This is a genomic window from Burkholderia sp. BCC1985 (assembly GCF_905339915.1).
GTDB lineage: Bacteria > Pseudomonadota > Gammaproteobacteria > Burkholderiales > Burkholderiaceae > Burkholderia.
In genome coordinates this window covers 1-25,978 of record NZ_CAJPGY010000041.1, presented here as the reverse complement: position 1 = coordinate 25,978, position 25,978 = coordinate 1, and the positions used below count along the sequence as shown (strand labels likewise).

Annotated in this window: 18 protein-coding genes and 1 pseudogene; 11 read left to right on the top strand and 8 right to left on the bottom strand. The window is 64.8% G+C overall.

Translation table 11 applies throughout. The annotated features are described in order from the left end of the window. Positions 1–333: 333 nt before the first annotated feature. From rimP to truB, 5 genes are all read left to right on the top strand, one after another. Entirely contained in the window at positions 334–792 is a 459-nt protein-coding gene (rimP, locus tag U4Z31_RS29690; protein WP_014897219.1) for a ribosome maturation factor RimP, read from the top strand. Continuing rightward, positions 792–2,267, top strand: a complete 1,476-nt coding sequence (nusA, locus tag U4Z31_RS29685) for a transcription termination factor NusA (protein ID WP_044846033.1) — start codon at positions 792–794, stop codon at positions 2,265–2,267. Before rimP ends, nusA begins: the two co-directional genes overlap by 1 nt. A 91-nt stretch (positions 2,268–2,358) precedes the next feature. Further along, the gene (infB, locus tag U4Z31_RS29680; RefSeq protein WP_124488901.1) at positions 2,359–5,280 is read left to right on the top strand and encodes a translation initiation factor IF-2; all 2,922 of its coding nucleotides are present in this window, start codon (positions 2,359–2,361) and stop codon (positions 5,278–5,280) included. Positions 5,281–5,393: 113 nt separating this feature from the next. Further along, positions 5,394–5,792 carry a 30S ribosome-binding factor RbfA gene (gene rbfA, locus U4Z31_RS29675; protein WP_006495346.1) on the top strand — a complete coding sequence of 133 codons (399 nt, stop codon included), beginning with the start codon at positions 5,394–5,396 and terminating at the stop codon, positions 5,790–5,792. A 13-nt stretch (positions 5,793–5,805) separates the two neighbouring features. Beyond that, positions 5,806–6,738, top strand: coding sequence for a tRNA pseudouridine(55) synthase TruB (gene truB / locus U4Z31_RS29670; protein ID WP_321812184.1), 933 nt, complete (start codon positions 5,806–5,808; stop codon positions 6,736–6,738). Positions 6,739–6,830: 92 nt separating this feature from the next. Here truB and U4Z31_RS29665 read toward each other — a convergent pair whose 3' ends face one another. The 4 genes from U4Z31_RS29665 to U4Z31_RS29650 form a co-directional block, all read right to left on the bottom strand. Further along, complete coding sequence (locus tag U4Z31_RS29665; RefSeq protein ID WP_044846030.1) at positions 6,831–8,390, bottom strand: DHA2 family efflux MFS transporter permease subunit; 1,560 nt, start codon at positions 8,388–8,390, stop codon at positions 6,831–6,833. 27 nt (positions 8,391–8,417) lie between these two features. After that, the gene (locus tag U4Z31_RS29660) at positions 8,418–9,635 is read right to left on the bottom strand and encodes an efflux RND transporter periplasmic adaptor subunit (protein WP_044846029.1); all 1,218 of its coding nucleotides are present in this window, start codon (positions 9,633–9,635) and stop codon (positions 8,418–8,420) included. Between the two features lie 52 nt (positions 9,636–9,687). After that, positions 9,688–11,184, bottom strand: a complete 1,497-nt coding sequence (locus U4Z31_RS29655) for an efflux transporter outer membrane subunit (protein ID WP_124488904.1) — start codon at positions 11,182–11,184, stop codon at positions 9,688–9,690. A gap of 87 nt (positions 11,185–11,271) precedes the next feature. Next, on the bottom strand, positions 11,272–11,763 hold the full coding sequence (locus U4Z31_RS29650; protein WP_014897211.1) for a MarR family winged helix-turn-helix transcriptional regulator: 492 nt from the start codon (positions 11,761–11,763) through the stop codon (positions 11,272–11,274). Between the two features lie 334 nt (positions 11,764–12,097). Here U4Z31_RS29650 and typA point away from each other — a divergent pair, with 334 nt between their 5' ends. The 6 genes from typA to U4Z31_RS29620 all read left to right on the top strand — a co-directional run bounded on the left by typA (position 12,098) and on the right by U4Z31_RS29620 (position 21,783). Next, on the top strand, positions 12,098–13,924 hold the full coding sequence (typA, locus tag U4Z31_RS29645; protein WP_044846027.1) for a translational GTPase TypA: 1,827 nt from the start codon (positions 12,098–12,100) through the stop codon (positions 13,922–13,924). Between the two features lie 316 nt (positions 13,925–14,240). Beyond that, positions 14,241–17,105 (top strand): 2-oxoglutarate dehydrogenase E1 component, encoded by a 2,865-nt coding sequence (locus U4Z31_RS29640; RefSeq protein ID WP_044846026.1) that lies wholly within the window; start codon positions 14,241–14,243, stop codon positions 17,103–17,105. 136 nt (positions 17,106–17,241) lie between these two features. Further along, positions 17,242–18,519, top strand: coding sequence for a 2-oxoglutarate dehydrogenase complex dihydrolipoyllysine-residue succinyltransferase (gene odhB / locus U4Z31_RS29635; protein ID WP_321812183.1), 1,278 nt, complete (start codon positions 17,242–17,244; stop codon positions 18,517–18,519). Between the two features lie 81 nt (positions 18,520–18,600). After that, positions 18,601–20,031 (top strand): dihydrolipoyl dehydrogenase, encoded by a 1,431-nt coding sequence (gene lpdA / locus U4Z31_RS29630; protein ID WP_044846024.1) that lies wholly within the window; start codon positions 18,601–18,603, stop codon positions 20,029–20,031. 99 nt (positions 20,032–20,130) lie between these two features. Beyond that, a complete protein-coding gene (gene zapE, locus U4Z31_RS29625) occupies positions 20,131–21,228 on the top strand; it encodes a cell division protein ZapE (RefSeq protein WP_044846023.1) in 1,098 nt (365 codons plus the stop codon). 144 nt (positions 21,229–21,372) lie between these two features. Then, positions 21,373–21,783, top strand: coding sequence for a transposase (locus U4Z31_RS29620; protein ID WP_044846022.1), 411 nt, complete (start codon positions 21,373–21,375; stop codon positions 21,781–21,783). A gap of 103 nt (positions 21,784–21,886) precedes the next feature. On the opposite strand, the gene U4Z31_RS29615 is transcribed toward U4Z31_RS29620, so the two are convergent. The 4 genes and pseudogenes from U4Z31_RS29615 to U4Z31_RS29600 all read right to left on the bottom strand — a co-directional run. Beyond that, positions 21,887–22,348 (bottom strand): DUF2147 domain-containing protein, encoded by a 462-nt coding sequence (locus U4Z31_RS29615; RefSeq protein ID WP_124488928.1) that lies wholly within the window; start codon positions 22,346–22,348, stop codon positions 21,887–21,889. A 166-nt stretch (positions 22,349–22,514) separates the two neighbouring features. Further along, a complete protein-coding gene (locus tag U4Z31_RS29610) occupies positions 22,515–24,200 on the bottom strand; it encodes a ShlB/FhaC/HecB family hemolysin secretion/activation protein (protein ID WP_321812182.1) in 1,686 nt (561 codons plus the stop codon). 145 nt (positions 24,201–24,345) lie between these two features. Continuing rightward, positions 24,346–25,695, bottom strand: coding sequence for a collagen-like triple helix repeat-containing protein (locus U4Z31_RS29605; RefSeq protein WP_321812181.1), 1,350 nt, complete (start codon positions 25,693–25,695; stop codon positions 24,346–24,348). A 40-nt stretch (positions 25,696–25,735) separates the two neighbouring features. Continuing rightward, positions 25,736–25,978: pseudogene (locus U4Z31_RS29600) on the bottom strand (collagen-like triple helix repeat-containing lipoprotein); the annotation flags it as partial.

Genomic DNA, 25,978 nt, shown 5'->3' with positions numbered 1-25,978 from the left:
TGGTTTGCTTTTGACTGTATATATATCGCGCTGCCGGATTGTGCCGCCTGGTCGGACAGTCCGGTTTCGCATTTTTGGTCGGTAAAGGCGGGCTGGACGCTGCTTTTACCGGCTGGCTTGGCGTTTGCGCCAAAAATCGCTATAATCGCGGAGTCGCTGGGCGTACGGATTCAATGTGCGGCTCAGGTGCGACCACCAGTAAGAAGATGGGCGTTCCGCCCATTTTTTTTTGCTGAAACGGTTAGGCATCTCGGGTAGCGCTTCCTGCGCCGGCTAAGGCGCGCGCCCGCGGGTGAATCGCGAGCGGCGGGCGCGAACACCTGAGAGGACACTGTGCAACTGACGGAACTGATAGAAACCACGGTCACCGGGCTCGGCTACGAGCTGGTGGATCTCGAGCGCACCGGGCGCGGCATGCTTTGCATCTACATCGATCAGCCTGCCGGCATCTCGCTCGAAGATTGCGAAAAGGTCACGCGTCAGCTCCAGCACGTCTTGACGGTTGAAAACATCGATTACGAACGGCTCGAAGTCTCGTCCCCGGGGCTCGACCGCCCGTTGAAGAAGCTGGCCGACTTCGAGCGCTTCGCCGGCAGCGAAGTTTCCGTGACCTTGAAAAAGCCGCTGGACGGGCGCAAGACGTACCGGGGCATTCTGCACGCGCCGAATGGCGAAACGATCGGTTTGGAATTTGAGAGGAAGAAGGGCGAGGCAGCCATGCTGGATTTCACGCTGGCCGATATCGACAAAGCCCGCCTGATTCCGCAAGTTGACTTTAGGAGCCGCAAATAATGAGTCGCGAAGTGTTGATGCTGGTGGATGCGCTGGCGCGCGAGAAAAACGTCGACAAGGATGTGGTGCTGGGCGCCCTCGAGGCCGCGCTCGCTTCCGCTTCCAAGAAGCTGTTCGACGAAGGCGCCGAAATCCGCGTCCATATCGATCGCGAAAGCGGCGAGCACGAAACCTTCCGTCGCTGGCTCGTCGTGCCCGACGAGGCAGGCTTGCAGGAGCCGGATCGCGAGATCCTGCTGTTCGAAGCACGTGAGCAGAAGCCCGACGTCGAAGTCGGCGAATTCATCGAGGAGCCGGTGCCGTCGATCGAGTTCGGCCGTATCGGCGCGCAGGCCGCGAAGCAGGTGATCCTGCAGAAGGTGCGCGATGCCGAACGCGAGCAGATCCTGAACGACTACCTCGAGCGCGGCGAAAAGATCATGACCGGCACGGTGAAGCGCCTCGACAAGGGCAACTTCATCGTCGAATCGGGCCGTGTCGAAGCGCTGCTGCGCCGCGACCAGCTGATCCCGAAGGAAAACCTGCGCGTGGGCGACCGCGTGCGTGCCTACATCGCGAAGGTCGACCGCACCGCGCGCGGCCCGCAGATCGAACTCTCGCGCACGGCGCCCGAGTTCCTGATGAAGCTGTTCGAGATGGAGGTGCCGGAAATCGAGCAGGGCCTGCTCGAGATCAAGGCAGCCGCTCGCGATCCGGGCGTGCGCGCGAAGATCGGCGTGATCGCCTACGACAAGCGGATCGATCCGATCGGCACCTGCGTCGGCATCCGCGGCTCCCGCGTGCAGGCCGTGCGCAACGAGCTCGGTGGCGAAAACATCGACATCGTGCTATGGTCCGAGGATCCCGCCCAGTTCGTGATCGGCGCGCTCGCGCCGGCAGCCGTCCAGTCGATCGTCGTCGATGAAGAAAAGCACTCGATGGACGTCGTCGTCGACGAGAACGAGCTGGCTGTCGCGATCGGCCGCAGCGGTCAGAACGTTCGCCTTGCCAGCGAACTGACCGGCTGGCAGATCAACATCATGACGCCGGACGAATCCGCCCTGAAGCAGGGTGAAGAGCGCGACCGACTGCGTTCGCTGTTCATGGCGCGTCTCGACGTCGACGAAGAAGTTGCCGACATTCTGATCGACGAAGGCTTCACGAGCCTCGAAGAGATCGCGTACGTGCCGCTCAACGAAATGCTCGAAATCGAGGCGTTCGACGAGGACACCGTGCACGAACTGCGCAACCGCGCACGCGACGCTCTGTTGACGATGGCGATCGCGAACGAAGAAAAGGTTGAAAATGCAGCGCTGGATTTGAAGGGCCTCGACGGCATCACGCCGGAGTTGCTCGCGAAGCTGGCCGAACACGGCATGCAGACGCGCGACGATGTCGCCGAGCTGGCCGTGGATGAACTGGTCGATATGACCGGGATGGAAGAGGATGCCGCTAAGGCGTTGATCATGAAAGCACGTGAACACTGGTTCCAGTGAGAAATGACCATGGCGCACTGATTTGATGGCGGCCGTATGGCCTGACCCGATGCTAACCGCAAGGAATCGGTCCTTGCACTAAGAGGAATGAATGGCGAGTAACAACGTAGCCCAATTTGCCGCGGAACTGAAAATGCCTGCTGGTGTGCTGCTCGAACAGCTGCAGGCAGCGGGCGTCCAGAAAGCGAGTGAAGACGATGCGCTGTCCGAAGCGGACAAGGCGCGTCTGCTCGATCATTTGCGCAAGTCACACGGCGCAACCGACGGCGACAAGCGCAAGATCACGCTGACCCGCAAGCATACGTCGGAGATCAAGCAATCTGACGCGACGGGCAAGGCTCGCACCATTCAGGTCGAGGTCCGCAAGAAGCGTACGTTCGTCAAGCGCGACGACGTGGCCGAGGGTGCGGAACAGGGTCAGGCGCAGGTCGCCGAAGCGGACGACGATGCAGAACTGAAGCGTCGCGAGGAAGAAGCGCGCCGCGAGGCCGAGCTGCTCGAGAAGCAGGCGCAGGAACTGCGCGAGCGTCAGGAGCGCCTCGAGCGCGAGGAAGCCGAGCGCCGTGCCCGTGAGGAAGCGGCCGAAGCCGAGCGCCGCCGTGCCGAGGAAGAAGCGGCGGCGAAGCGTGCCGCGGCCGAAGCCGCAGCGGCACAGCAGGCGGCTGCCCAGCAGGCCGCCGAGGCTCAGCAGGAAGCAGCCGGTGCGCAGTCCGCGCAGGATGAAGCACGCGCGGCCGCCGAACGTGCGGCCCAGCGCGAAGCGGCGAAGAAGGCCGAGGATGCTGCCCGCGAGGCGGCGGACAAGGCGCGTGCCGAGCAGGAAGAGATCAGCAAGCGTCGCGCGGCGGCAGAAGCCGAAGCACGCGCGATCCGCGAAATGATGAACACGCCGCGCAAGGCCGTGGTCAAGGCAGTCGAGCCGCCGAAGCCGGTGGAACCGCCGAAGCCGGCCGAAGCGAAGGGCACGCTGCACAAGCCGGCAAAGCCGGCGGGCGCAGGCGCGCAGGCACGTCCGGCCGTGAAGAAGCCGGCCGGTGCAGCGCCGGCGGCCACGACGGCACCGGCAGGCGCGGGCGACCGCAACAAGAAGCCGGGCGGCGGCAAGGGCGGCTGGCAGGACGACGCAGCGAAGCGCCGCGGCATCAAGACGCGCGGCGATTCGAGCGGCGGCGTCGACCGCGGCTGGCGCGGCGGCCCGAAGGGTCGCGGCCGTCACCAGGACAGCGCATCGACGTTCCAGGCACCGACCGAACCGATCGTGCGTGAAGTGCACGTGCCGGAAACCATCTCGGTTGCCGATCTCGCGCACAAGATGTCGATCAAGGCCTCCGAAGTCATCAAGGTGATGATGAAGATGGGCCAGATGGTCACGATCAACCAGGTGCTGGACCAGGAAACGGCGATGATCGTCGTCGAGGAACTGGGCCACCGCGCGGTTGCCGCGAAGCTGGACGATCCGGAAGCACTGCTCGTCGAAGGCGAGACCGGTACCGATGCGGAACAGCTGCCGCGTCCGCCGGTCGTCACCGTGATGGGTCACGTCGACCACGGCAAGACCTCGCTGCTCGACCACATCCGCCGCGCGAAGGTTGCAGCGGGCGAAGCCGGCGGCATTACGCAGCACATCGGCGCATACCACGTCGAAACGCCGCGCGGCGTCATCACGTTCCTCGATACGCCGGGTCACGAAGCGTTCACGGCAATGCGTGCACGTGGCGCGAAGGCGACCGACATCGTGGTGCTGGTGGTGGCTGCCGACGACGGCGTGATGCCGCAGACGAAGGAAGCCATCGCGCACGCGAAGGCGGGTGGCGTGCCGATCGTCGTGGCGATCAACAAGATCGACAAGCCGGAAGCGAACCCGGACCGCGTCAAGCAGGAACTGGTCGCGGAAGGCGTCGTGCCGGAAGAATACGGTGGCGATTCGCCGTTCGTGCCGGTGTCGGCCAAGACGGGCGCCGGTATCGACGACCTGCTCGAGAACGTGCTGCTGCAGGCCGAAGTGCTGGAACTGAAGGCACCGGTCGAGGCGCCGGCGAAGGGCATCGTGATCGAAGCGAAGCTGGACAAGGGCAAGGGCCCGGTCGCGACGATCCTGGTGCAGTCGGGTACGCTGAATCGCGGCGACATCGTGCTCGCAGGCACGGCTTACGGCCGCGTGCGTGCGATGCTCGACGAGAACGGCAAGCCGACGAAGGAAGCCGGCCCGTCGATCCCGGTCGAAATCCAGGGTCTGTCGGAAGTGCCGGGTGCAGGCGAGGAAGTGATCGTGCTGCCGGACGAGCGCAAGGCGCGCGAAATCGCGCTGTTCCGTCAGGGCAAGTTCCGCGACGTCAAGCTGGCGAAGCAGCAGGCCGCGAAGCTGGAAAGCATGCTCGAGCAGATGGGCGAAGGCGAAGTGCAGAACCTGCCGCTCATCATCAAGGCAGACGTGCAGGGCTCGCAGGAAGCGCTCGTGCAGTCGCTGCTCAAGCTGTCGACCGACGAAGTGCGCGTGCAGATCGTGCACAGCGCGGTGGGCGGCATCAGCGAGAACGACGTCAACCTGGCAACGGCATCGAAGGCGGTCATCATCGGCTTCAATACGCGTGCGGATGCACAGGCGCGCAAGCTGGCCGAAGCGAACGGTATCGACATCCGCTACTACAACATCATCTACGACGCAGTGGATGAGGTGAAGGCCGCGATGTCGGGCATGCTGGCGCCGGAGAAGCGCGAAGTCGTGACCGGCATGGTCGAGGTGCGCCAGGTGTTCAAGGTGCCGAAGGTCGGTACGGTTGCCGGCTGTATGGTCACCGACGGTATCGTCAAGCGCTCGTCGTCGGTTCGCGTGCTGCGCAACAACGTCGTGATCTTCACGGGCGAACTCGAATCGCTGAAGCGCTTCAAGGACGACGTGAAGGAAGTCAAGCAAGGCTTCGAGTGCGGTATGTCGGTGAAGAACTTCAACGACATCATCGAAGGCGACCAGTTCGAAGTCTTCGAAGTGACCGAAGTCGCACGGACGCTGTAATCGTCGCGTATCGGCTCATGGGGCGGGGCAGGCTTGGGCCTGTCCCGCCCATTTTCATGGTGGCGCGCCAACGGCGCGTCGCTTTATCCTGATAAACGGATCACGGATCGATCATGTCCAGGAAACGTACTTCCCCCAATCGCAACGTTCAGATCGCCGACCAGATTCAGCGCGATCTGTCCGAACTCATCATGCGCGAGGTCAAAGACCCGCGCATCGGTATCGTGACCATCCAGAGCGTCGAGCTCACGCCGGACTACGCGCACGCGAAGGTCTATTTCACCGCGCTCACCGGTGATCCGGACAAGACGCAGGAAGCGCTGAACCACGCGTCGGGCCACCTGCACAACCTGCTGTTCAAGCGCCTGCACATTCATACGGTGCCGACGCTGCACTTCCATTACGACCAGACGATCGAGAAGGCCGTGGAAATGTCGCGCCTGATCAAGGAAGCCAACTCGACGCGCGCGAAGGACGACGACGAAGCCGACGCGCCCGCGAAGGACGATTGAGCGCGCACGCCCCATGACGACTGCAGCTCCCCAGCGTCCACGCGTGCCGCGGCGCGCGCTGGATGGCGTCCTTCTGCTCGACAAACCGGTCGGCCTGTCGAGCAACGACGCCCTGATTCGCGCGAAGCGCCTGCTTCTCGCGAAGAAAGCCGGCCATACCGGCACGCTCGATCCGCTGGCCTCGGGCCTGTTGCCGCTGTGCTTCGGCGAAGCGACGAAGTTCTCGCAGGACTTGCTGGAAGCGGACAAGACCTACGAAGCGACGATGCGTCTCGGCGTGCGCACGACCACCGGCGATGCGGAAGGCGACGTGCTCGACACGCGCGCCGTCGAATGCGACCGCGCGGCGGTCGAAGCGGCGCTCGCGCGCTTTACCGGCGAGATCGTGCAGGTGCCGCCGATGTATTCGGCGCTCAAGCGCGACGGCAAGCCGCTGTACGAATACGCGCGTGCGGGCCAGACCGTCGAGCGGGAAGGCCGCAACGTGACGATCCATGCGCTCGATCTGCTGGCCTGTGAATTGCCGGACGTGACGTTCCGCGTGACCTGCAGCAAAGGCACGTATGTGCGCACGCTGGCCGAAGACATCGGCGAAGCGCTCGCATGCGGTGCGCATCTGACGATGCTGCGTCGCACGGGTGTCGGCGCGCTGACGCTCGAACACGCGGTGACGCTCGACGCGCTGTCCGATGCCGCCGAAGGCGCGCGCGACGCGTGGCTGCAGCCGGTCGACGCGTTGCTGTCGACGTTTCCGCTGGTGCGCCTCGACGAAACGAGTGCGAAGCGATTCCTGCACGGCCAGCGCTTGCCGCTGTCGGCGCTCGATTCGATCGATGCGGCCGAGGGCGAGCGTGTGCGCGTGTACGACGCGCAGCGACTGCTCGGCGTGGCGCGCAAGGCCAACGGCGTGCTCGCGCCCGAACGCCTCGTCGTGACGGCTGCGTAACGCGCGACGCGCAAGCGCCGTCGTCGGAACGAAAAAAACCCGGTCGAAATCGACCGGGTTTTTTGTTGGGCGCGCTCGTTCGAGCGCGGTGCTCAGTGTGCAGCCGATGCCGCCGCACCCGCATCGCCGCCGCCCGCGCGCTCCGGCTTCGTGATCCAGATCAGTCCGATCAGCAGCACGAATATCGCCGCGGAGATGTAGAACAGATCGTTCACGCCGAGTTGCGCGGCCTGCTGCGTGGCCATGTTGTTGATGAGGCCGTGCGCCTGGTCCTGCGTCAGCCCGAGGCTGCGCATCTGCGTGACGGCCTGGTTGAACGTCGGGTTGTACGGGTTCGCCTGCTCGACCAGTTGCGCGTGATGGAAGTTGTTGCGGTGGTCCCACGCGGTCTGGAAGATCGATGTGCCGATGCCGCCGCACATGATCCGCACGAAGTTCGACAGGCCGGACGCCGCGGGAATGCGGTTGCCGGGCAGGCCGGACAGCGTGATCGACACGAGCGGGATGAAGAAGCCCGCCATCGCGATACCCTGCACGAGCGTCGGCAGCGTCAGCGACCATTCGTCGACGCCCGTCGTGTATCGCGAACGCATCCAGAAGCACAGCGCAAACGTCAGGAACGACGCCGTCGAGATGAAGCGCGGATCGGTACGCGGCAGATACTTCCCGGTGAGTGGCGACAACAGGATCGCGAACAACCCGACCGGCGCCATCACGAGGCCGGCGTCGGTCGCGGTGTAGCCGATTTGCGTCTGCAGCCACAGCGGCAACAGCACGAGATTGCCGAAGTACAGGCCGTACCCGATCGACAGTGCGACTGTGCCGCCGGTGAAGTTCCGCATGCGGAACAGCGACAGGTCGACGACCGGGTGCTCGGCGGTCAGCTCCCAGATCACGAAGAACGCGAACGCAATGACAGCGGTCAGCGCGAGCACGATGATGGTCGTCGACGCGAACCAGTCGAGATCCTTGCCCTTGTCGAGCATGATCTGCAGCGAGCCGACCCAGATGACCAGCAGCGCGAGGCCCACGCCGTCGATCGGCGCGCGGCGCACGGCCGACTCCCGATTACGATAGATCGCCCACGTCGCAGCGGCGGCGGCGATGCCGACCGGGATGTTGACGTAGAAGATCCACGGCCACGAATAGTTGTCCGAGATCCAGCCGCCGAGAATCGGGCCCGCGACGGGCGCAATCAGCGTCGTCATCGCCCATAGTGCGAGCGCCATCGGTGCCTTCGCGCGCGGATAGCTCGACAGCAGGAGCGCTTGCGACAGCGGAATCATCGGGCCCGCGACCGCGCCCTGCAGCACGCGCGAGCCGAGCAGGAACGGCAGGTTCGGCGACAGCCCGCACATCCACGACGAGATGACGAACAGGATGATCGACGCGAGGAACAGGCGGACCTGACCGAAGCGGTCGGTCAGCCAGCCCGTCAGCGGCACGGAGATCGCGTTCGCGACGGCGAACGACGTGATGACCCACGTACCCTGGTCGGACGACACGCCGAGGTCGCCCGAGATGGTCGGGATCGCGACGTTCGCGATGGACGTGTCGAGCACGTTCATGAACACCGCGAGCGATACCGCGATCGTCCCGAGCACGAGTTGCCCGCCCTGCAGCGGCGGGTGGGAGACAGGAGCCTGTGCCATGTCGATAGTTTTCCGGAGTCGGAACCGTTACATCATCTTGGCGGCGGCGTTCGACTTCGCCGCGGCCGGTGCGGGCGCGTTGCCGCCGGCGTTCTCGGCGATGATGCGCGCGATCTCGGCGTCGGCTTCGTCGCCGTACTTCGCGAACACGTTCGTTTCGTAGACCGTGTTCTGCGCGTTGGCGAGCTGGTCGCCGCGCTCGTCCTTGATGTCGACGTCGACCTGCATCGACAGGCCGATGCGCAGCGGATGCTTCTCGAGTTCCTTCGGATCGATCTCGATACGCACCGGCAGGCGCTGCACGACCTTGATCCAGTTGCCCGTCGCGTTCTGCGCCGGCAGCAGCGAAAACGCCGAACCCGTGCCGGCCGAGAAGCCGACGACCTTGCCGTGGTAGACGGCCGACGAGCCGTAGATGTCGGCGGTCAATTCGACCGGCTGGCCGATGCGCATGTGCTTGAGCTGGACTTCCTTGAAGTTCGCGTCGACCCACACCGCGTTCAGCGGCACGACCGACATCAGCGGGTTGCCCGGCGACACGCGCTGGCCGACCTGAACCGAGCGCTTCGCAACATAGCCGGTGACCGGTGCGGGCAGCACGTTACGCGCGTTCGCGAGGTACGCGTCGCGAACCTTCGCTGCCGCGGCCATCACGTTCGGGTGCGACGCGATCGTCGTGTTCGCGGTCAGTGCGCGGTTCGATGCGAGCTGCTGTTGCGCGGCGTCGACCGACGCCTGCGCGGCGCGCACCGCGTCGCGTGCATGGGAGATTTCTTCCTGCGACACGGCGCCCGTCTGCGCGACGGCCATCCGGCGGCGCAGGTCGTCCTGCGCCTTCGACAGGTCGGACTGGCGCAGCGCGACTTGCGCGCGGTACTGGTCGTCGTTGACGAACAGGCCGCGCACCTGGCGCACCGTCTGCGCGAGGTTGGCCTCGGCCTGCTGCAGCGCGACCTGCGAGTCGGCCGGGTCGAGCACGACCAGCGGATCGCCGGCCTTGACCGTCTGCGTATCGTCGGCCTTCACGGCGATCACGGTACCCGTGACCTGCGGCGTGATCTGCACGACGTTGCCGTTCACGTATGCGTCGTCCGTCTCTTCATGGAAGCGCGCGACGAGGAAGTAGTACAGACCGTACGCGATGGCCGCGATCACGATGACCGCGATCAGCAGCGTCATCATCCGTTTGCGCTTCCCGTTGTTCTGCGGCTGTGCGCTGGCGGCGTTTTGTTGAGGGTCGCTCATGGCGATTTTCTCCGTCCGTTATTTCGAGTGTCTGCGTAGTGGTGGCGCCGGATCAGTTGGCGGCCTGTCTTGTCTGCTTGTCGGCGTCGGGCGCGGCGAGCCGCGTGCCGGTCGCGTCGAACCCGCCGCCGAGCGCCTTGATCAGCGCGAGCTGCATGTCGCGCCGGCGCATCTTCAGGTTGGTCACCGTCTGTTCCGATGCGAGGCGGTTGGTGTCCGCGGTCAGCACCTGGAGCTGCGGCGACAGGCCCGCCTTGTAGCGGATCACGGCGAGGTCGTACGCCCGCGTCGACGCATCGAGCGCACGCTGCGCGTCATCCATCTGGCGATCGACCGCACGGATCGACGCGACCTGCGTCGCGACGTCGTTCAGCGCGCTGATCAGCGTCTGGTTGTAGTTCGCGACCGACAGGTCGAAGTCCGCGTAGCGGCCCTTGAGCTGCGCGCGCAACGCACCGGCATCGAAGATCGGCAGGTGGATGGCAGGCCCGAACTGCGCCTGGCGGCTCGCGAAATTCAGGAATTTGCCCCAGCCGAACGCATCGAAGCCGAAGCCGGCCGCGAGGTTCACGTCGGGGAAGAATTCGGCCTTCGCTTCCTTCACGTCGTGCATCGCGGCCTCGACCTGCCAGCGCGCGGCGACGATGTCGGGGCGGCGCGACACGAGGTCGGCCGGCAGGTTGCCGGGCAGTGCGACTTCGCCGGTCGGGTTCATCACCGGCGCGGCGATCTGCAGTCCGCGATCCGGCCCCTTGCCGAGCAGCGCGGCGAGCTGGTAGCGCACGGTCGTGATCTGGCCGTCGAGGTCGGACAGCGATGCCTGGGTCGTCGCGATGTTGCCGCGCGCCGTCTGGCGTTCCACGTTGGTGTCGAGACCGGCCGACACGCGGCCGTCGGTGATCCTGCCGACCGTCTGGCGGTTGGCGATCTCGCGCTGCGCGATGTCGCGCAGCGCATACAGCTGGGCGAGCGAGTTGTAGGTGCGGGCCACCGACGACGCGAGCGTGATGCGTGCCTGTTGCATGTCGGCCTCGGCGGCCTTTTCCTGCGACACGGCGGTGTGCAGGCGCTCGCGGTTCTTGCCCCACAGGTCGAGATCCCACGACGCGCTCGCGAGTGCGTTGTTCTCGCTGTACCACTGGCCGCCGTACGGGGGCGGGAACAGCGCGTTCGACGAATACAGCTCGCGTGTCCACGAGTAGCTGGCTTCGGCTTTCGGCATCAGGTTCGAGCGCGACGACTCGATGTACGACGACGCCTTCGCGATGCGCGCCTGTGCCTGCGCGATCGACGGGTTGCCCTGGAGCGCCTCGTCGATCAGCTTCGGCAACTGCGGATCGCCGAACTGGTTGGCCCAGTCGAGCGCCGGCCACTGGCCGCCCTGGGCCGGCAGGCTCTGGGCGGTTTCGAATTGCGATGCGGGTGCGATCTGCTTGTCGCTCTTGATGCCGATGTAGTTTGCGCAGCCCGCCAGCGCCAGCGCGGCAACCGCGGCGGCGACGGCGGCGCGGCACGACCCGGCGCGCACGGACAACGGGGAGGATTTCATCGCGCTGTTCCCTGACTCGGAATGAATGATGGACACTGCAAGGATTTCCTTACATTAATCTGTCAAAAGTAATTGTTATGGCAACTATTACGTGATGCTGCCGCCCGCGGTTTCGCAGTAGTTGCTGAGAATGCGGCGCAACATGCTCTTCAGGAACCCGACTTCTTCCGGCGTAAATCCGTCCAGCAGCTCGTCGAGCACGCTACGGAACACCGGCGGCAGACGCTCGGCAAGCGCGCGGCCTTCATCGGTCAGCTCGAGGCGTACGACCCGCCGATCCTCGATGCTGCGCACGCGGGACAGCAGGCCGCGTTTCTCGACGCGATCGAGCAGGCGCGTGACCGCGCTCGCGTCGATCCCGTATTCCCGCGCGAGTTCGGCGGCCGTCGAGCACTTTCCGACGGCGATCATGAACAGCATGCTTGCCTGCGTGCCCGTAATGCCGAGCTCTTCCTGCGTGCGCTGCGTGACGAGGTTGGTCATCACCGACTTCACACGCGACATCAGATAACCGACGCTGTCGTTCATCTGATACGAGGACAGCGGCGAAACGGGCGGTTGGGAAGGAGAATCCGACATAAAACCCTGAAGCTGCAATAGTTGACTAGGCAGCAGTATAGGCGCTATTTGCTTGCCGCGGCAAATATTAATCGAACGGGCGGGTGGGCGCTGCGCGGCCCGAAATTCCCTTGCGGGCGTCAGGGTCTTCGTTCGTGGGCGGTGTGTCGGCAGGCGGAATCGCCCTCTGCGAGGCGAGGGCGGGGCGCATCATCTTTCGCGTTGCAACACACGGTCCGGCTCTCGACATTCTCACGTGCTATAATTTGAGGCTTTCCAAGCTGCAACGCGCGCGCACGTGTCCCGGTGACTGACGAGCGTGCGCGTTTGCGCGTTCAACGATTTCCAGGTTTCTATGACCCGCGCCCTTCGCAATATCGCCATCATCGCTCACGTCGACCACGGCAAGACCACGCTCGTCGACCAACTGCTCCGCCAGTCCGGCACCTTCCGCGAGAACCAGCAGATTGCCGAGCGAGTGATGGACTCGAACGACATCGAAAAAGAGCGCGGGATCACGATTCTCGCGAAGAACTGCGCGGTCGAATACGAAGGCACGCACATCAACATCGTCGACACGCCGGGGCACGCGGACTTCGGTGGCGAGGTGGAGCGTGTGCTGTCGATGGTCGACTCGGTGCTGCTGCTCGTCGACGCGGTCGAGGGCCCGATGCCGCAAACGCGCTTCGTCACGAAGAAGGCGCTGGCGCTCGGCCTGAAGCCGATCGTGGTCGTCAACAAGATCGACCGTCCGGGCGCGCGGATCGACTGGGTCATCAACCAGACCTTCGACCTGTTCGACAAGCTCGGCGCGACCGAAGAGCAGCTCGACTTCCCGATCGTCTACGCATCGGGCCTGAACGGTTATGCGTCGCTCGATCCGGCGACCCGCGAAGGCGACATGCGCCCGCTGTTCGAGGCGATCCTCGCGCACGTGCCGGTTCGCCCGGCCGATCCGGAAGCGCCGCTGCAGCTCCAGATCACGTCGCTCGACTACTCGACGTACGTCGGCCGGATCGGCGTCGGCCGCATCACGCGCGGCCGCATCAAGCCGGGCCAGCCGGTCGTGATGCGCTTCGGTCCGGAAGGCGACGTGCTGAACCGCAAGATCAACCAGGTGCTGTCGTTCAAGGGCCTCGAGCGCGTGCAGGTCGAGTCGGCTGAAGCCGGCGACATCGTGCTGATCAACGGTATTGAAGACGTCGGCATCGGCGCGACGATCTGCGCGGTCGACACGCCGGAAGCGCTGCCGATGATCACGGTCGACGAGCCGACGCTGACGATGAACTTCCTCGTCAACTCGTCGCCGCTGGCCGGCCGCGAAGGCAAGTTCGTGACGAGCCGCCAGATCCGCGACCGCCTGATGAAGGAACTGAACCACAACGTCGCGCTGCGCGTGAAGGACACGGGCGACGAAACGGTGTTCGAAGTGTCGGGCCGCGGCGAACTGCACCTGACGATTCTCGTCGAGAACATGCGCCGTGAAGGGTATGAGCTGGCCGTGTCGCGTCCGCGCGTCGTGATGCAGGAAATCGACGGTGTGCGCCACGAGCCGTACGAGCTGCTGACGGTCGACGTCGAAGACGAACATCAGGGCGGCGTGATGGAAGAGCTCGGTCGCCGCAAGGGCGAAATGCTCGACATGGCATCGGACGGCCGCGGCCGCACGCGCCTGGAATACAAGATCTCGGCACGTGGCCTGATCGGCTTCCAGAGCGAATTCCTGACGCTCACGCGCGGCACGGGCCTGATGAGCCACATCTTCGACTCGTACGCACCGGTCAAGGACGGCTCGGTCTTCGAGCGCCGCAACGGCGTGCTGATCTCGCAGGATGACGGTGCCGCGGTCGCCTACGCACTGTGGAAGCTGCAGGATCGCGGCCGCATGTTCGTGAAGCCGGGCGATGCGCTGTATGAGGGCATGATCATCGGCATCCACAGCCGCGACAACGACCTCGTCGTGAACCCGATCAAGGGCAAGCAACTGACCAACGTGCGCGCATCGGGCACCGACGAAGCCGTGCGCCTCGTGCCGCCGGTCCAGATGTCGCTCGAATACGCGGTCGAATTCATCGACGACGACGAACTCGTGGAAGTGACGCCGCAGTCGATCCGCCTGCGCAAGCGCTTCCTGAAGGAGCACGAGCGTCGCCGCGCGAGCCGCGAAGGCGCGGTCGACTAAGTTCGATCGTTCCCTTGCATGATGAAAAAGGCTGTCTTCGGGCGGCCTTTTTTGCATCTGCGCGATGCGCAATCGGGCGGGCTGCAAAACACTGTTCCCGCGGGTCGTGGCAATCCGGCAAAACCCCGTCGCGCGGTGCTTTCGGGCACATTTCGTCGTGAACTTCGGTAACGGTTCTGTGATATGCTGCGCGCACGCAAGTTTTAGGTCCTTCCAAGCAAGACTTGATTCGCAATCCGCTAAACGGTCAGGCCGTGTCGCGGAAGGTTGAGTAACCCGCTATTTCTCGAGAAGCTCGAAGAAAGGTGAGCGTAAAATGTCAGATGTAATGAAGCAGTTTCAGCTGAACTCCTATCTGTTCGGCGGCAATGCTTCGTACGTTGAAGAACTGTACGATGCATACCTCAACAATCCGGCATCGGTGCCGGAGAACTGGCGAGAGTATTTCGACGCGCTGCAGAACGTGCCTGCAACCGACGGCTCGAATGCCAATGACGTCGCTCATTTTCCGATCGTCGAATCGTTCGCCGAGCGCGCGAAGGCCAATGCCTTCATCCCGCGCGAAAGCACCAGCAATCTGGCGACCGCGCGCAAGCAGGTCCACGTCCAGTCCCTCATCAGCGCATATCGCTTCCTCGGCTCGCAATGGGCCAATCTGGATCCGCTGAAGCGTCGCGAACGTCCCGCCATTCCCGAACTCGAACCCGCGTTCTACGACTTCTCCGAAGGCGACCTCGACCAGACGTACAGCGCAAGCAACCTGTATTTCGGCTTCGACCAGGCTTCGCTGCGCGACATCGTCAAGGGCCTGCGTGACACGTATTGCGGCACGATCGGCGCCGAATACATGTACATCAGCGATCCGGAGCAGAAGCGCTGGTGGCAGGAGCGCCTGGAATCGACCCGCGCGACGCCGTCCTTCTCGATCGACAAGAAGAAGCACATCCTGAATCGCCTGACGGCAGCGGAAGGCCTCGAGCGCTATCTGCACACCAAGTACGTCGGCCAGAAGCGCTTCTCGCTCGAAGGCGGCGAAAGCTTCATCGCGGCGATGGACGAAGTCGTCCAGCACGCGGGCAAGCGCGGCGTGCAGGAAATCATCATCGGCATGGCCCACCGCGGCCGTCTGAACGTGCTGGTCAACACGCTGGGCAAGATGCCGGCCGACCTGTTCGCCGAATTCGAAGGCAAGCACGTCGACGACCTGCCGGCCGGTGACGTGAAGTACCACAAGGGCTTCTCGTCGGACGTGTCGACCGAAGGCGGTCCGGTCCACCTGTCGCTCGCGTTCAACCCGTCGCACCTCGAAATCGTGAACCCGGTGGTCGAAGGTTCCGCGAAGGCGCGGATGGACCGTCGCGGCGACGAAGACGGCCTGCAAGTGCTGCCGGTGCAGATCCACGGCGACGCGGCCTTCGCCGGCCAGGGCGTCGTGATGGAAACGCTGAACCTCGCGCAGACGCGCGGTTACGGCACGCACGGCACGCTGCACATCGTCATCAACAACCAGATCGGCTTCACGACGTCGGACCCGCGCGATGCGCGCTCGACGCTGTACTGTACCGACGTGGTCAAGATGATCGAAGCGCCGGTGCTGCACGTGAACGGCGACGATCCGGAAGCCGTCGTGCTCGCGATCCAGATCGCGATCGACTACCGGATGCAGTTCCACAAGGATGTCGTGATCGACATCGTCTGCTTCCGCAAGCTGGGTCACAACGAGCAGGACACGCCGGCGGTCACGCAGCCGCTGATGTACAAGAAGATCGCGCAGCACCCGGGCACCCGTGCGCTGTATGCCGAGAAGCTCGTGCAGCAGGGCGTGATCACCGCGGAAGACGCCGACAACTACGTGAAGGCGTACCGCAAGGCGATGGACGACGGCCACCACACCGTCGATCCGGTCCTGTCGAACTACAAGAGCAAGTACGCGGTCGACTGGGTTCCGTTCCTGAACCGCAAGTGGACGGACGCAGCCGATACGGCCGTGCCGCTCGCCGAACTGAAGCGCCTCGGCGAACGCATCACGACGGTCCCGGAAAACTTCAAGGTTCACCCGCTCGTCGAGCGCGTGATCAACGACCGCCGCAACATGGCGCGCGGCGACCAGCCGCTCGACTGGGGCATGGGCGAACACCTCGCGTTCGCGTCGCTCGTCGCATCGGGCTACTCGGTGCGCCTGACGGGCCAGGACTCGGGCCGCGGCACGTTCACGCACCGTCACGCGGTGCTGCACGACCAGAATCGCGAGCGCTGGAACGACGGCACGTACGTGCCGCTGCAGAACATCGCCGACGGTCAGGCGAAGTTCACGGTGATCGACTCGGTGCTGTCGGAAGAGGCGGTGCTGGGCTTCGAATACGGTTACTCGACCGCCGAGCCGAACACGCTCGTGCTGTGGGAAGCGCAGTTCGGCGACTTCGTCAACGGCGCGCAGGTCGTGATCGACCAGTTCATCTCGTCGGGCGAAGTGAAGTGGGGCCGCGTGTCGGGTCTCACGATGCTGCTGCCGCACGGCTACGAAGGCCAGGGTCCGGAACACTCGTCGACGCGTATCGAGCGTTTCCTGCAACTGTGTGCCGATCACAACATGCAGGTCGTCCAGCCGACGACGCCGGCGCAGATTTTCCACCTGCTGCGTCGCCAGATGATCCGCCTGTTCCGCAAGCCGCTGATCGTCGCCACGCCGAAGTCGCTGCTGCGTCACAAGGAAGCGGTGTCGGACCTGTCGGAACTCGCGAAGGGTTCGTTCCAGCCGGTGCTGGGCGAAACCGACGGCGGCATCGACGCGAAGAAGGTCAAGCGCGTGCTGGCTTGCTCGGGCCGCGTGTACTACGACCTCGTCGCGCATCGCCGCGAAGCGAAGGCGAACGACGTCGCGATCATCCGTATCGAGCAGCTGTATCCGTTCGCGCACAAGCAGTTCGAAGCCGAAATGAAGAAGTACGAGAACGCGACTGAAGTGGTCTGGGTGCAGGACGAGCCGCAGAACCAGGGTCCCTGGTTCTACGTCGAGCACCACCTGAAGGAAGGCATGAAGGAAGGGCAGAAGCTGGCATACAGCGGCCGTCCGGCTTCGGCCTCGCCGGCGGTTGGCTACTACGCGAAGCACTACGAGCAGCAGAAGGCCCTCATCGAAGGTGCATTCGGCCGCCTGAAGAGCGCATCGATCGCGAAATAACCGACGTCAAGCGAAACGGGAAGGCGCACTGCGCTTTCCCGTCTCTTTTGGCCTGCCGGGCGCGTCGCGCGCCGCACCGGCCGAAGGAATCGCACGAACCTCGTCATACCCCAGATTAAGCATCCAGGAAAATCACATGGCTATCGTAGAAGTCAAAGTCCCCCAGCTTTCGGAGTCGGTTTCGGAAGCCACCATGCTGCAGTGGAAGAAGAAGCCGGGCGAAGCAGTCGCGCAGGACGAAATCCTGATCGAACTCGAGACCGACAAGGTCGTGCTCGAAGTGCCGGCACCGGCCGCGGGCGTGCTCGCGCAAGTGCTGCAGAACGACGGTGACACCGTGGTCGCCGACCAGATCATCGCGACGATCGACACCGAAGCGAAGGCAGGTGCTGCCGAAGCAGCGGCAGGCGCCGCCGAAGTGAAGCCGGCGGCAGCCCCTGCTGCAGCCGCACCGGCAGCACAGCCGGCTGTCGCGACCGCGTCGAGCTCGGCCGCCGCATCGCCGGCCGCAGCGAAGCTGCTGGCCGAGAAGGGCCTGTCGGCAGGCGACGTCGCAGGTTCGGGCCGTGACGGCCGTGTCACGAAGGGCGACGCGCTGGCCGCAGGCAGCGCACCGAAGGCTGCTCCGGCCGCCGCACCGGCGAAGGCCGCTGCTGCGAAGCCGGCGCTGCCGGAAGTGAAGGTGCCGGCATCGGCAGCGACGTGGCTGAACGATCGTCCGGAACAGCGCGTGCCGATGTCGCGCCTGCGTGCGCGTATCGCCGAGCGCCTGCTCGAGTCGCAGCAGACCAACGCGATCCTGACGACGTTCAACGAAGTGAACATGGCTCCGGTCATGGAACTGCGCAACAAGTACAAGGACAAGTTCGAGAAGGAACATGGCGTGAAGCTCGGCTTCATGTCGTTCTTCGTGAAGGCGGCCGTGCACGCGCTGAAGAAGTTCCCGCTGGTGAACGCGTCGATCGACGGTAACGACATCGTCTACCACGGCTACTTCGACATCGGTATCGCGGTCGGTTCGCCGCGCGGCCTGGTCGTGCCGATCCTGCGCAACGCGGATCAGCTGAGCCTCGCCGAGATCGAGAAGAAGATCGCCGAATTCGGCCAGAAGGCGAAGGACGGCAAGCTGTCGATCGAGGAAATGACGGGCGGTACGTTCTCGATCTCGAACGGCGGCGTGTTCGGCTCGATGCTGTCGACCCCGATCATCAACCCGCCGCAATCGGCCATCCTCGGCGTGCACGCGACGAAGGAGCGCCCGGTTGTCGAAAGCGGCCAGATCGTGATCCGTCCGATCAACTACCTGGCCCTGTCGTACGACCACCGCATCATCGACGGCCGCGAAGCAGTCCTGTCGCTCGTCGCGATGAAGGATGCGCTGGAAGATCCGGCACGCCTGCTGCTCGACCTGTAAGCCGAGTCTCACTGCATTGACCCGCCCCGCACGCTCGTGCACTTGCGCGAGCGTGCGGGCGTACAAGTAGAAAGGATTGTCATGTCCAAGGAATTTGACGTCGTCGTGATCGGCGCCGGCCCCGGCGGCTACATCGCCGCGATTCGCGCCGCGCAGCTCGGCAAGACCGTTGCCTGTATCGAGAAGTGGAAGAACCCGGCCGGCGCGCTGAAGCTCGGCGGTACCTGCCTGAACGTCGGCTGCATCCCGTCGAAGGCGCTGCTCGCCTCGTCGGAAGAGTTCGAGAACACGTCGCATCACCTGGCCGATCACGGCATCACGGTCGACGGCGTGAAGATCGACGTCGCGAAGATGCTCGGCCGCAAGGATGCGATCGTCGAGAAGATGACGAGCGGGATCGAGTTCCTGTTCAAGAAGAACAAGATCACCTGGCTGAAGGGCCATGGCAAGTTCACCGGCAAGACCGATGCCGGCGTGCAGATCGAAGTGAGCGGCGAGGGTGAAACCGAAGTCGTCACCGCGAAGAACGTGATCATCGCGACGGGCTCGAAGGCGCGTCACCTGCCGGGTATCCCGGTCGACAACAAGATCGTGTCGGACAACGAAGGTGCGCTGACGTTCGACTCGGTGCCGAAGAAGCTCGCCGTGATCGGCGCAGGCGTGATCGGCCTCGAGCTCGGCTCGGTGTGGCGTCGCCTGGGTGCCGAAGTGACGGTGCTCGAAGCGCTGCCGGCATTCCTCGGTGCAGCCGACGAAGCGCTCGCGAAGGAAGCGGCCAAGCTGTTCAAGAAGCAGGGCCTCGACATCCATCTCGGCGTGAAGATCGGCGAAGTGAAGACGACCGCCGACGGCGTGTCGATCGCTTACACGGACAAGGACGGCAACGCGCAGACGCTTGACGCCGACCGCCTGATCGTGTCGGTCGGCCGCGTGCCGAACACCGACAACCTCGGCCTCGAGGCAATCGGCCTGAAGGCGAACGAGCGTGGCTTCATCGACGTGGACGACCACTGCCGTACCGCGGTGCCGAACGTCTACGCGATCGGCGACGTGGTGCGCGGCCCGATGCTCGCGCACAAGGCGGAAGACGAAGGCGTGCTGGTCGCGGAAGTGATCGACGGCCAGAAGCCGCACATCGACTACAACTGCATTCCGTGGGTGATCTATACGTACCCGGAAATCGCATGGGTCGGCAAGACGGAACAGCAGCTGAAGGCCGAAGGCCGCGAGATCAAGTCGGGCAAGTTCCCGTTCTCGATCAACGGCCGCGCGCTCGGCATGAATGCGCCGGACGGCTTCGTGAAGATGATCGCGGACGCGAAGACCGACGAACTGCTCGGCGTGCACGTGATCGCCGCGAACGCGTCGGACCTGATCGCGGAAGCCGTGGTGGCGATGGAGTTCAAGGCGGCGTCGGAAGACATCGCCCGCATCTGCCATCCGCACCCGTCGATGTCGGAAGTGATGCGCGAAGCGGCGCTCGCCGTCGACAAGCGCTCGCTGAACAGCTGAGCGCGGTATAGCGCCGGCCGGCCATTGGCCGGTGCAGCCGTCTCATGACGAAGGCGGGCGGGGGTTTCCCGCTCGCCTTCGTTCTTTCCGGTTTGCCCGATGAACGTCACCGAATACTACACGCGCGAACTGACCACGCGCGGCTATCAGTCCGATCCCGCCCAGCGCGCGGCCGTCGATCGCCTGCAGCGCTGTTTCGACGAGTGGGTCGAGTACAAGGCGCGTCGCTCGAACGCGTTCAAGAAGCTCATCAATCATCCGGACCTCCCGCGCGGCGTCTACATGTGGGGCGGCGTCGGCCGCGGCAAGAGCTTCCTGATGGACAGCTTCTATGCGGTGGTGCCCGTGCAGCGCAAGACGCGCCTGCATTTCCACGAATTCATGCGTGAAGTCCACCGCGAACTCGAGGAGCTGAAAGGGCAGGCCGATCCGCTCGACGAGCTCGCGCGGCGCATCGCGAAACGCTACCGGCTGATCTGTTTCGACGAATTCCACGTGTCGGACATCGCCGACGCGATGATCCTGTACCGGCTGCTCGATCGCCTCTTCAACAACGGCGTGCAGTTCGTGATGACGTCCAACTACGATCCCGACGATCTGTATCCCGATGGCCTGCATCGCGACCGCATGCTGCCGGCGATCGCGCTGATCAAGCAAAAGCTCGACGTGCTGAACGTCGACGCGGGCGTCGACTATCGCCAGCGCACGCTGGCGCAGGTGCAGATGTACCACACGCCGCTCGGCGCGGACGCCGATCGCGAACTGCGTCATGCGTTCGCGAAGCTCGCCGCGGTGCCGGACGAAAGCCCGATCCTGCATATCGAGAAGCGCGAGTTGAAGGCGCTCCGCAAGGCCGACGGCGTCGTCTGGTTCGACTTCGCGACGCTGTGCGGCGGCCCGCGTTCACAGAACGACTATCTCGAGCTTGCCAGCCGCTTCCACGCGATCGTGCTGTCGGAAGTGCCGCAGATGTCGCCGCGGATGGCGTCCGAGGCGCGACGCTTCACCTGGCTCATCGACGTGCTGTACGACCACAAGGTCAAGCTGCTGATGTCCGCGGCGGTGCCGGCGGAGCAGCTGTACGTCGAAGGGCCGATGGCGAACGAGTTCACGCGCACGGTGTCGCGGATCGTCGAGATGCAGTCGAAGGAATACCTCGAAACGCCGCGTCGTATCGTCGATACTTCGCTGACCTGATCGCGGTTGCCGGCGAGCGGCGGGCTTCAAAGGTCAATTCCGGTCAAATTCCCGCAATCTCCGGGTATTTTCGGACTTGTCTTATGTTCACGGTTGAGGTCAGCCGATATCGTTGCGTCATGGTTCCCAAGGCTGGAGATATCCATGACACCGTATCGCGATCTGACCGACCATGAGTGGCGCTGCGTCGCGCCGTTTTTGCCCGAAATGCAGCCGCGCACCGAGTTGCGCGGCCGACCATTGGCCAACACACGCGCCGTCCTGAACGGCGTGCTGTGGATCATCTATAGCGGCGCGACCTGGTCCGCGATGCCGCGTCGTTACCCTTCGTACCAAACCTGCCACCGCCGTTTCAAGGTCTGGCACGAGACCGGCACGCTGCGGCAGGTGATGCACGCGTTGTATGGCGACGCAGGCGCGAATCTGTGCGACCAGCTGGCCACGCGGATGCGCAAGCACGCGCAATCGAAGGCGGCGGCGGTGCGCAGTGCCGTGGCGCCGGTCTATCGCACGCCGCGCAGCTACACGGCGGATGCGCTGAAGCGCGCAGCGTGATGTCGATCGGTTTCATGCACGTCGGCGTCAAAACAAAATCGGCCTGACGACGTCGTCGCAGGCCGATTTTTTTATCGCGTCGCGCGTGTCGACGCGCGTTGCGTCATTGTGCGCGAACCCAGGTCTGCGACCGGCCGAGCAGCGATACGCCGATATAGCCGCGCACGACGAGCTTCTGGCCGCCGTCTTCGAGCGACATCTTGCACTTGTAGACCTTGCCGTTCTCCGGGTCGAGAATGTTGCCGCCGTCCCAGTGATCGCCGTCCTTCTTCATCGCCTTGATGATCGTCATGCCCTTGATGAGCTGATCCTTGCGCTCGTCCGTGCATGCGGTGCAGCGGCGATCGGGCGTGTCATTGGCGCCGAGGCCTTTGACGACCTTGCCCGACAGCGAGCCTTCGCCGTCGTCGGCGATCTGCACGAGCGCCTTCGGCTGATGCGTGTTGTCGTCGATCGTCTGCCACATCCCGACGGGGCTGTCGGCCTGGGCGAAGGTGGGGGCGGCGCAAGCGAGCAGGGCACTTGCGACGGCCAGTGCGCGCAACGGGCGGGTCAGTTGAATCATCGTCTTCCTCCTTGTTTCATGTCGTGTTCGATGTGCCCGCACGACCGTCTGCATGGGGCGGTGGCATGTTGCGGGCTTTGCCAGAATACGTGAAACCGCACGCCGCGTTTGATAGAGGGGGTTCTAATCCAAACGGCCCGCGAGACGCAGGCTGTCTGGTGACCGATCAGTTGAGCTGATACGAGAACGCGGCATTCACGCGCGGGCTGCGCGATGCGCTTTCAACCGGTGCATCGCCGACCGGCTTCGCGATATTCAGATCGAGACTGTAGTAGCGGCTGTCGGTAAACCGCACGCCGATACCGACCGACGACAGGCGGCTCGGCGACGGCGTGCCGGTATGCAGGTACACGCGCGCCATGTCGTACGCGATGTACGGCGTGATCGATTTCATGTACGTCCAGCCCGGCGTGAATCCGCGGTTGACCTCCAGCGACATCCCCCAGCCCGAGTCGCCCGACGTTTCGCCGGGCTGGTAGCCGAGCGCATAGCGCGTCGAACCGAACGAGATCTGCTCCGACGTCGGCAGCGAGTCGGGGCTGTACTGGCCGGTCAGCGAGACCGACGTGCCGATCTTGAACGGCCATTCATTGGTTTGCGTGAAGGTCGCGCCGGTGCGCACGAACGTCAGCGAGATCGGGCTGTCCACCGACGTCGTGTTCGAGCCGATCGTGATGTCCTGCGATTTCGACGCGCCGAGAATGTTGAAGCCCTTCGCGACGTTCACGCTCAGCTTCTGTACCTGCTTGGCCGATACGCTCGTATAGTCGAGCTGCATCTGCAGCACGCGGACCTGCGAGCGTGTATCGATGCTGTTGCCGCTGATCTTGTTCTGGTAGCGGTCTTCGTTGTGCGACGCATAGCCCGACACGGTGCCGAGCAGGCTGCGCTGGTTGTTCAGCAGCAACGGATAGGATGCCGAAAGACCGAGCTTCTCGTTCTTGACGGTGCGCTCGACGGTCGACGGCAGGCCCGGGTTGTCGGTCGGCTTGCCGCGATACGTGCTGGCGTCGAGGCGCGTGACCAGGCCGCTGCTGCCGACCGGCACGGCGCCGCTGAATGCGACGTAGGTCTGCTTGTCGCGTCCGGGCGGCACCAGCGCGGAAATGCTCAATTGCTCGCCGAACGACGTGAGGCCGTTCTCCGTTGCGGTGATGAGCCCCTGCACGCCCGGGTGATTGAAATCGATGCCGGTGCTGATGTTGAATGCCTTGCGGTCGACGGCCAGTTCGAGCGTCGTTGCGCCGTCGGTCGTCTGCGGCGGCGGCACGTTGGCCTTCACCGACACGCCGGGCAGGAGGCCGAACGTGTTCACGTAGCGTTCGAACGTCGCGCGGCGCAGCGGGCGATCGGCCGTGATGTGCGCGGCGATCGCGCGGATCTTCGATTCCATCGCGCCGGGCTTGCCGGTCACCTTGACGTCCGACACATAGCCTTCGACGACCGTGACGCGCACGACGCCGTTCTCGAACGTCTGCGCGGGAATGAACGCGAACGACAGCGCATAGCCGCGATCCTGGTACAGCTTGGTCACGCCGTTGGCGGTTTCGATCAGATCGCCGATCGTGATGTCCTTGCCGACGAGGGGCGTGAAGCGACGCGAGATCTCGTCGAACGGCACCGACTTCACGCCTTCGACCTGGAACGTCGTCGGCGTCAGGTGCCGCGACAGCAGTTCCTGCAGTTGCGGTGCCTGCGGCGCGACCTGCACGGTGACGTTCGGGCCTTTCTGCGGGGCGTTGATCTGGGGGAGGGAATCGAGCGGGTTACCTGCCGCGCGCGTTTGTGCATGTGCCGTGCCTGCCGCCGCGATAGCGAGCAGCATCATCCATCTGTCGAGTCTGGATTTCATTGTTCTTCCTCGTAGGCCTTGCTTTTCGTCTTCTTTCTAATGCGGGCGCGCGACACCAGGGTGTCGCGCGCCGCGTGCCGCATTGCCGGTTGTATTGGTACGGCCGCGCCTCCTGCTCCGGCTGCAAAGGCGCGATCGTCCTCCTTTACTTGCCGACGCTACCCAGCGTGCCCAGCAGCCCCGTGACCGGTGCCAGCAGACCCGTCGAACTGCCCGACGATGCCGCACCCGTCACGCTGCCGACCAGCGACGTGACCGGTGCGAGCGGGCTCGACGAACCCCCGGTTCCCGCTGCACCGCCGACTGTTCCGGTGACAGTATTCAGCAAACCGGTGACGGGCGCGAGAGGATTTGCCCCGCCTGCACCACCCGTTGCGCCGCCCAGCGTGCCCGTGACCGTCGACACGAGGCCCGTGACGGGCGCGAGCGGATTGCTGCCCGAGCTGCCCGTTGCGCCGCCGACCGCACCCGTGAGCGAACCGAGCGGCGTCGAGCCGAGGCCGGACAGCAGGCCGCCGAGCGGGTTCGTCGAGCCGGAACCCGACGACGTGCCGTTCTGGACCGTAGCCGTCGAGCCGCCGACGAGGCTGGTGAGCAGGCCGGGGATCGGTGCCGCGCCGTTCGGACCGTTCGGGTTCACGAGGCCGCCCGCGTTGGTCACGGTGTTGCCGACCGCGGTGACGAGCTGGCCGACGTCGCCGACGAGCGGCTGGTTAGACGTGCTTGCGACCTTCGTGCCCGCCGAGCTGATTGCACCGCCGACCTGACCGAGCAGGCCCGACACGGGCTGCCCGAGGCCGGTGGTCGTGCCGACCTGTTGCGTGACCTGGCCTGCGGTGATCACCAGCGGCGTGATCGCCGAGCTGAGCGGCTGCGTTACCTGCTGCACGGCACCCGACGACAGCGTCGAACCGATCGTCGTGCCGGCTGCCGAGAGGCCGTTGGCAACCGTGTCGAGTACGGTTCCGACCGGCGTCGTGACAGGGGCGAGCGGTGCGAGCTGACCCGTGCCGAGCGCCTTGACCGTCGAACTCAGCCCGGACACGGTGTTGCTCGTCGCGCCCACGACGTTCCCGAGGCCGGCGACCGTCGTGCCGACGGGATCCTTGATCGAGCCGGTCTGTCCCAGCCCGTTGCTCAACGCATCGGCAGCCGCGTTGATGATCGTGCCGGTGCTCGAGACGGTGCTGCCGACACCCTTCGTCACGCCGTCGCCGAGGCCGGGCACGCTGATGTTGCCGACCGTGCTGCCGAGGTCGGTTGCCGTCTGGCCGACCGTGCTGACAGCGCCCTTGGTGCCGGTGGACGAGCCGCTGGTGCCGCTCGTACCACTGGTGCCGCTCGTGCCGCTGCTGCTGCCGGCATTGCTGCTCGTCGGCGGCGTGCTGACGCTGTTGCCGCCGCAGGCGGCCAGCAGGCACGCTGCGGCGAAAGCGGTGAGGGGCGCGCGCCATTGGCGCAGGGCGGCCGTCGTGATGGAACGTTGCTGGGACATGATGGACTCCTCGCTGTCTTGTCGATGAATGGATGTTCGATTACTTGCCGTGCGTGCCGCCGAGCAGGCCGCCGAGCAGCGACGTGACAGGCGCGAGCGGGTTCGAGCCCGAGCCCGAATTCGTGACGGCGCCCGTGGTGCCGCTCAGTGCCGGGGCACCGACCGTGCTGGTGACCGCGGACACGGCGCCCGTCACGGGAGCGAGCGGGTTGCTGCCGCCCGCGCCGCCCGTTGCGCCGCCGAGCGCGCCGGTGACGGTGGAGACGAGGCCGGTGACCGGAGC